We start from the raw sequence: 6,928 nt of genomic DNA on the forward strand, positions 1-6,928 counted from the left end.
CTCGCGCCGTAGACGCTGTTCCGGAGTCCGGCCCGCTGGGGGGACAAAGACGGCGAGCTCGCCCGGCGCTGAGCCCGGGACATGCCCGCCCTTGGCTCGGACCAGTGGACATATGGGAATCTGTCCACTGCCGGGACGCAACGCCGGGCATGTCCTCCGGGCCGAGCATCTGGCTTAGGCTGGAACGCATGAGTTCAGAGCCCGAAGAATCCGCGAACATCAGCCCGGCCGTTCGATGGGGACTCGGGGCAGTCCTTTTCGGCCTCCTGGCCGTCTCGATAGCCTCCGCCAAGGGCGAATGGTGGACCATCGTCGGCGCTATTGCCTGTGGTGCCGCCGCATGCCTCTTCGCTGCCCGCGCGATCCTCGCGGCCCGTCAATCCCGCTGATATGCGACGGCGGAACCTGGCTCCAGCGCAAGCCGGATGGTTTCGCGGTGGCCGGCACTGATCTCAGGCAACTCGTCGAGGGCAAACCAGCCGACTGCGATTGACTCGTCGTCGTTGACGCGGGCCTCTCCCGAGACATAGCGGCATTTGAAGGCAATATCCAGGAAGTCGCAGACGTCTCCGTTGGGATACGTGACCGGGCCGATCACGCCCACCGCCAGGATGCGCTCGGTTTCGGCCACAACTGCAGTCTCCTCGAAGATCTCGCGGAGCAAACCAGGGGCCGGATGCTCCCCGGGTTCCAGCATTCCGGTGATCAGGGTCCACCGGCCATTGTCGGCCCGTTGGCACAGCAGGACCCGGTTCTCGTCGTCCAGGACCACGCCCCGGACGCCGGGTAGCCACAGCGGATCGTTGCCGATCTTCTCGCGGATTTCTCGGATGAATTCCGGGACCGGCACGGCCTAGCCTGCTTCCGTTGAATCAGCCATAACCAACACGAGCTCTGCCTCCGCTTCCGGATCGGATCCGCCAGTAGGGCGAGTATCCCACCGGCGATGCCCGAATGACAGCGGGCAAGGCGGCTCAAACGGTCGCTTCTCGCTCCGTTTGCCCACAGCTCTCCTCACGTCGGCAGGGCAAACATGGCCGCAGCGGCACCGGCCAGCATGAACGGCCCGAACGGTATCGAAGATTTCAAGGTTCCCCGCCGGGCAGCAAGGACTCCCAGGCTCCACAGCCCACCGAAGAGGAACGCCGCAAATGTTCCGGCAAAAACATGCGCCCACCCCAGATAGCCAAGGTAAAGGCCGAGGACACCGGCCAATTTGACGTCGCCGAAGCCCATCCCTGGCGGATACACCAAGCGCAGGATGAAATAGAACACCCACAGCACGGCTCCCCCGGCCACGATTCCCAAGGCGGGCACCCCGAGGAAGGAGGCACCGCCGTCGGGCGCTGGTCCAGCCGCTCCCCCAGCCAAAGTGACGGCTGCCGCCGCGCCGAGCAGCAACGCACCGGCGATGGCATAGGACGGGAAGACGATCCGGTTGGGCAAGAGGTGGTGACGGACGTCGATGACCGTGAGCCGCGCAGCCATGACCGCAAAGTACACACAAGCTGCGAGCAGCAGCCAGAAGGCCGGGAAACTGGTCCCCCATAATTCGCCGAGTCGTCGGATCACCCTCGGATGCTATCGGTTTTCTCAAACCCCCGCCGGTTACGCACGCTTAGACTGTGGATATGGGGCGTTACAGTGCAGAAATCCAAGGCAGTCCGGATGCCGACATGTCCTCCACCTTCCGAAACCTCTGCCGCTCCTCCCCCTGGAAATGGACAAGTCTCAGGTTCGAATACCTGGACAGGCCGGGCAAGGCGGAGGCCACAGTGCGAGCCTGGTTGCGCCGGCCGGGAGCGCTTCGGCTCGAAACCGTCGACGGCGCGTTGCTGCATAGCACCACGGGCATCAACGACTCCCGCGACGGTCTCTACCTTGGTTCCAAGCGCAAGTCCTGGCTATTGCCGGCCCACTTGGTCACCCCCGTTTATGACTCCGCGGGCTTGGTCCGCCGACGCCCCGAAGCGGCCTACGGCGAACCGTCGTTCGGGAACGGTCGGCTCGCTGCAGCCCTTGATCCTGTCGAGCTCGCCGGTAATGCGCCAGTGCCGATGGAGTTTCCCGAGTCCAACAGGGTGTCGTTCGGCGCCATTCGGGAAGTGGAGCACGAGGGGCGTCCGGCGCTCGAAACCATCGCGACGCCGGGATCCAGCTACGTGGCTGCCGATGCGGCAACGCCGCTCTGTTTCCCTGGGCGCACGCTGTTGCGGGTGGACTCGGGAACGGGTGTGTGCGTTTCCAGCCAATCGCTCGACGGCGATACCTCCGGCCACGGGCATTGGATGCGGATCCTGGGGGTGGACGAATACATGCTGGACGATCTGTTCCTCGCCGAATCGATGAACCTCACCGACGTCCGGAAGCACATCAGTTGGGACATCGGTCCCCGTGCATGAGCGCGGCCCCGCCCTGGAACGCTAGCTCACGTATATCGGGTTTCCGGCCGACCCCCGCTCACATATATCGGGTTTCCGGCCGACGCCCGCTCACATGTCCGCTTCCGGCCGACCCCCGCTCACCTATATCCGGTTTCCGGCCGACGCCCGCTCACCTATATCCGGTTTCCGGCCGACGCCCGCTCACATGTCCGCTAGGCTTCCCGGATGAATGAGCTAAGCGCCATCTGGCCCTTCTTCGGCCTCATCCTGACCACACCCCGCTTGGAGTTGCGCCCCATACAGGACGCCGACATCCCCGCAGCCGTCAAGGCCGCCCTCAGCGGCATTCACGAGCCTGGGAAGTCCCCCTTCAGCAACCCCTGGACGGAACTGCCCAAGGATGAGTTGGGTGCCAACATGGCCCGGTGGTATTGGCGCTGCCGTGCGGGAATGGCTGCGGAATCATGGACGCTCCTCCTCGGCATCTGGCATAACGACGAGTTCATTGGCTGCCAGGATATCGAGGCGAAGAACTTCGCATCGTTGAAGACCGTCTCCACCGGCTCCTGGCTCAAGAAAGGCGCCCAAGGCCTAGGCCTTGGCAAGGAGATGCGCGCGGCCGCCCTCAGCTACGCCTTCGACTACCTGAACGCCGAAGTAGCGACATTCGAAGCTGCCATTTGGAACAAGGAATCCTTGGGCGTTTCCGCCAGCCTCGGCTATGAACCCAACGGCATTTACCGCGACCAATGGGGCACCGACGTCGTGCAGGTCCAACGAGTTCGACTCACCTCGGGCTCCTTCACCCGACCCGATTGGAAGCTAAAGGTGGAAGGCCATGAAGCCACAGCACAGTTCCTGGGTTTGTGAGCGAGCGTCGGGGGAAAACCCCACATACGTGAGCGAGCGTCGAGGAAAAACCCCACATACGTGAGCGAGCGTCGAGGAAAAACCCGACATAGGTAAGCGAGCGTCGGTGAGAGAACGACAACGATCGACGCGCGGAGGGCCGTGGCCAGGCGAACCTGGCCACGGCCCTCCGGACAACAGAGGCCGAGCCTTAGATTTCGGCCCCTTCAAGCAGTTCCGTCACGAGGGCTGCGATCGGCGAGCGCTCGGAGCGGGTCAGGGTGATGTGGCCGAAGAGCGGGTGCCCCTTGAGGGTCTCGACGACGGCGGCAACGCCGTCGTGCCGGCCGACGCGGAGGTTGTCCCGCTGGGCGACGTCGTGGGTCAGGACGATCTTGGAGTTCTGGCCGATACGGCTCATGACCGTGAGGAGCACGTTCTTTTCGAGCGACTGTGCCTCGTCCACGATCACGAAGGCGTCATGGAGCGAACGTCCGCGGATGTGGGTCAGCGGCATGACTTCCAGCATGCCCCGGTCCATGACTTCTTCCACGACTTCCTGGCTGACGAGTGCACCGAGAGTGTCGAAGACCGCCTGCGCCCAGGGGTTCATCTTCTCCGCCTCGGAACCGGGAAGGTAGCCAAGTTCCTGTCCACCCACCGCATACAGGGGGCGGAAGACGATCACTTTGCGGTGCTCCCGGCGCTCCAGGACGGCCTCGAGTCCGGCGCACAGGGCCAGGGCCGACTTTCCCGTACCCGCGCGGCCTCCGATCGAGACGATTCCGACGCTGGGATCCATGAGCAGATCGATCGCAAGCCGTTGCTCCGCCGAGCGGCCGTGCAGTCCGAAGACATCGCGGTCCCCCTTGACCAGCCGCACTTGCTTGTCCGCGCCGACGCGTCCCAAGGCGGAGCCCCGATTGGAAAGCAGCACCAGCCCCGTGTTGACGGGCAGCTCCGCCGCCGCCGGGATGAACACCGGTTCATGCCCGTACAGGGTGGTGATTTCGTCCTCGCTGGCTTCGATCTCCGCCATGCCGGTCCAGCCGGAGTCCTTGACGAGTTCATTGCGGTATTCGTCCGCGAACAGCCCCATCGCGGAGGCTTTGACGCGCATCGGAAGGTCCTTGGAGACGACCGTGACGTTGCGGCCTTCGTTGGCGAGGTTCTTGGCGACTGCCAGGATGCGGCTGTCGTTGTCCGGGCCACGGAATCCTGCCGGAAGCACTTCGGTGGACACATGGTTCATCTCAACGCGCAGCGTGCCGCCGTCGGTTCCGATCGGGATGGCTTGATTCAATCCGCCATGCTCGATGCGCAGGTCATCCAGGAGCCTGAGGGCCTTGCGGGCAAAGTAGCCCAACTCGGGATCGTGGCGTTTGCCCTCCAATTCGGTGATGACCACGATCGGGACAATGACTTCGTGCTCCGCGAAGCGCAACAGGGCGTGCGGATCGGAAAGCAAGACGGAAGTGTCAATCACATAGCTCCGGCCAGTCGGGGTCCCGGACTGTGCAGTCCGCCCGCTGTTGGCCCGCTTGGTGCGAGAGGTAGCTGAACTTTCCCCGTCTGAAACGACTACGGGCAGTTGCTCAGAAATAGCCACATCGACTCCAGCCCCGGGCGAACCCGGCTTATTCGTGAGGCGGCTCGGCCGGAAGGCCGGGCGCGGCCCCCCACGTAACTGGTGCGATGATTCGCTCCATCTACTGGCCTCCCCGATCAGCAGGCGGTTTGCCTACTGATGGGATTAACGTATTCCCGTGCGATTACATTTCCGGTTAGCCCAAACGGCGATTCGTGTAGACAACATGTGAACTTCCCGTAAACGGGAGCGCACCGGAAGTCACCGAGTCAGGAACCGAAGCGGCGTTGGCGGCCGGCGTAGTCCCGCAGGGCCCGCAGGAAATCAACCTTGCGGAACGCGGGCCAGAGTGCCTCGCAAAAGTAGAACTCGCTGTAGGCGCTTTGCCACATGAGGAAACCTGACAAACGCTGTTCACCTGACGTGCGGATCACCAGATCCGGGTCCGGCTGGCCTCGCGTGTAAAGGAAACGCGAGATGTCGTCCACTGAGAGCTCATCGGCCAGCTCGGTGATGTCGCGGCCGTGCGCGACGGCGTCGTGCAGCAGTTCCCGCACGGCGTCAACGATCTCGCGCCGTCCGCCGTAGCCGACGGCCACGTTCACATGGAGCCGCTCGCGGATCGGCGTGCGGGCCGTGAGCTTGTTGAGCCGCTCGGCGAGGTAGTCCGGAAGGAGCTCCGGCGCGCCCATGGCGTGGACCGAGATATCGGCGTCGTCATCCAAGCGATCGAGCGTGTTGGCGATGATTCCCATCAGCAGTTCGAGCTCTTCGCCGGAACGGTTCATGTTGTCCGTCGAGAGCATGTAGAGAGTGACGACTTTGACACCGAGTTCCTGGCACCAGCCGAGGAATTCGTGGATCTTGTCCGCGCCTGCCTGATGGCCTTCGCTGGTCGGAGCGTTGAACTGCCGCGCCCAGCGGCGGTTGCCATCCACCATGACGCCGATATGCCGGGGAATCTTCTCCCGCTCGAGCGAACGGAGCAGTTTGCGCTCGTAGAAGCCGTAGAGGAAGCCGGGCCACTCCATCCGGACACTCACCTGACTTCCTATGAACAGCACGTTAAAAGCGAAACAAACGACGACGGCGGCCGGCCCGCTTGGCAGCCGGCCCCCAGCCAAACAACTATCGACACCTCCGGACCGCTGCCGTAGGCGCACCACCAAGGCTACCTTCCCAAGGCGGGCAGCCGGCACACCTGAACAGCGGAAAGCGATCGCAATGGGCGCTACTCGGCAGTAACTTATCCAGGCGCGGGTTACGCTTTAACGATGTCGGAGCTGCTCACAACCAAGCCAAGGTGGCGCGGCTGGATCCATGCTGTGGCCACGCCTTTCGCCGTCGCGGCAGGGATCGTCCTGGTGACATTGGCGCCAACGACGGATCGCAAAATCGCCTCCGCCATCTACGCCTTGACGGGTGTGCTGCTCTTCGGCGTGTCCGCGGTCTACCACCGCGGCAATTGGGAGCCGAAGACCAGGATGGTCCTCAAGCGCCTGGACCACACCAACATCATGCTGGTGATCGCGGGCAGCTACACGCCCCTCGCATGGTCGCTGCTTGAGCGTCCCAAGGCCGTCCTCCTGCTGTCGGTGATCTGGTCCGGTGCACTGCTGGGAGTGCTTTTCCGGGTTCTCTGGACCGGCGCTCCACGTTGGCTCTACGTGCCCATCTACGTCGCGCTTGGCTGCGGGGCATTGTTCTACCTGCCGGAGTTCTTCACGGCGAACGTTCCAGCGGCGATCCTGATCTGCGTGGGCGGGGTCCTCTACATCGCGGGCGCGGTTTTCTACGGAATCAAGAGGCCCAACTTCAGTCCGTTGAACTTCGGCTTCCACGAGCTCTTCCACGCCCTCACCGTGCTGGCGTTCGCCGCACATTTCGCCGCGATCATGATTGCCGTGCTGAGTTAATGGGCGATCCTGGGCTAGCCGGCGGCTTCCGCCATCGCGTCGAGGCGCTGCGCGAGTTCCTCGACGGAGCCAAGCGGCAGGTCACACACCATCCCCCGGCATAGATACACCAGCGGTGAGCCGTCCGCGGCAGCTGTACGGGCTTCGAGCAGCGGCACCTCAGGTTCCGCTGCCGGGCCCCGGGCAGGGCG

Annotated in this window: 8 protein-coding genes; 4 read left to right on the forward strand and 4 right to left on the reverse strand. The window is 63.8% G+C overall.

The annotated features are described in order from the left end of the window. The first annotated feature begins 188 nt into the window (after window positions 1-188). Entirely contained in the window at window positions 189-389 is a 201-nt protein-coding gene (locus tag AHiyo1_RS06220) for a hypothetical protein (RefSeq protein WP_059387958.1), read from the forward strand. On the opposite strand, the gene AHiyo1_RS06225 is transcribed toward AHiyo1_RS06220, so the two are convergent. Both AHiyo1_RS06225 and AHiyo1_RS06230 read right to left on the reverse strand, forming a co-directional pair. After that, window positions 377-850, reverse strand: coding sequence for an NUDIX hydrolase (locus AHiyo1_RS06225; RefSeq protein WP_059387959.1), 474 nt, complete (start codon window positions 848-850; stop codon window positions 377-379). The genes AHiyo1_RS06220 and AHiyo1_RS06225 overlap by 13 nt on opposite strands. Window positions 851-1,014: 164 nt before the next feature. Next, window positions 1,015-1,572: a prepilin peptidase gene (locus AHiyo1_RS06230; protein WP_059387960.1), complete on the reverse strand. Its 558-nt coding sequence runs from the start codon at window positions 1,570-1,572 to the stop codon at window positions 1,015-1,017. A gap of 59 nt (window positions 1,573-1,631) precedes the next feature. Between AHiyo1_RS06230 and AHiyo1_RS06235 the strand changes: the two genes are divergently transcribed. Further along, window positions 1,632-2,402, forward strand: a complete 771-nt coding sequence (locus AHiyo1_RS06235; protein ID WP_059387961.1) for a hypothetical protein — start codon at window positions 1,632-1,634, stop codon at window positions 2,400-2,402. Window positions 2,403-2,609: 207 nt separating this feature from the next. Continuing rightward, window positions 2,610-3,254 carry a GNAT family N-acetyltransferase gene (locus AHiyo1_RS06240; RefSeq protein ID WP_059387962.1) on the forward strand — a complete coding sequence of 215 codons (645 nt, stop codon included), beginning with the start codon at window positions 2,610-2,612 and terminating at the stop codon, window positions 3,252-3,254. Between the two features lie 190 nt (window positions 3,255-3,444). Here AHiyo1_RS06240 and AHiyo1_RS06245 read toward each other — a convergent pair whose 3' ends face one another. Beyond that, complete coding sequence (locus AHiyo1_RS06245; protein ID WP_370872299.1) at window positions 3,445-4,719, reverse strand: PhoH family protein; 1,275 nt, start codon at window positions 4,717-4,719, stop codon at window positions 3,445-3,447. 371 nt (window positions 4,720-5,090) lie between these two features. Next, the gene (locus tag AHiyo1_RS06250) at window positions 5,091-5,852 is read right to left on the reverse strand and encodes an isoprenyl transferase (protein WP_059387964.1); all 762 of its coding nucleotides are present in this window, start codon (window positions 5,850-5,852) and stop codon (window positions 5,091-5,093) included. 243 nt (window positions 5,853-6,095) lie between these two features. On the opposite strand from AHiyo1_RS06250, the gene trhA reads away from it, so the two are divergent. Then, entirely contained in the window at window positions 6,096-6,737 is a 642-nt protein-coding gene (trhA, locus tag AHiyo1_RS06255) for a PAQR family membrane homeostasis protein TrhA (RefSeq protein WP_059387965.1), read from the forward strand. Window positions 6,738-6,928 lie beyond the last annotated feature (191 nt).

Source organism: Arthrobacter sp. Hiyo1 (genome assembly GCF_001263615.2).
Classification (GTDB): domain Bacteria; phylum Actinomycetota; class Actinomycetes; order Actinomycetales; family Micrococcaceae; genus Arthrobacter.

Coding starts and splice junctions, on each gene's coding strand:
- AHiyo1_RS06240 (WP_059387962.1), top strand. CDS start 2,610: ATGAATGAGCTAAGCGCCATCTGGCCCTTCTTCGGCCTCATCCTGACC.
- AHiyo1_RS06250 (WP_059387964.1), bottom strand. CDS start 5,852: ATGGAGTGGCCCGGCTTCCTCTACGGCTTCTACGAGCGCAAACTGCTC.
- AHiyo1_RS06235 (WP_059387961.1), top strand. CDS start 1,632: ATGGGGCGTTACAGTGCAGAAATCCAAGGCAGTCCGGATGCCGACATG.
- trhA (WP_059387965.1), top strand. CDS start 6,096: ATGTCGGAGCTGCTCACAACCAAGCCAAGGTGGCGCGGCTGGATCCAT.
- AHiyo1_RS06220 (WP_059387958.1), top strand. CDS start 189: ATGAGTTCAGAGCCCGAAGAATCCGCGAACATCAGCCCGGCCGTTCGA.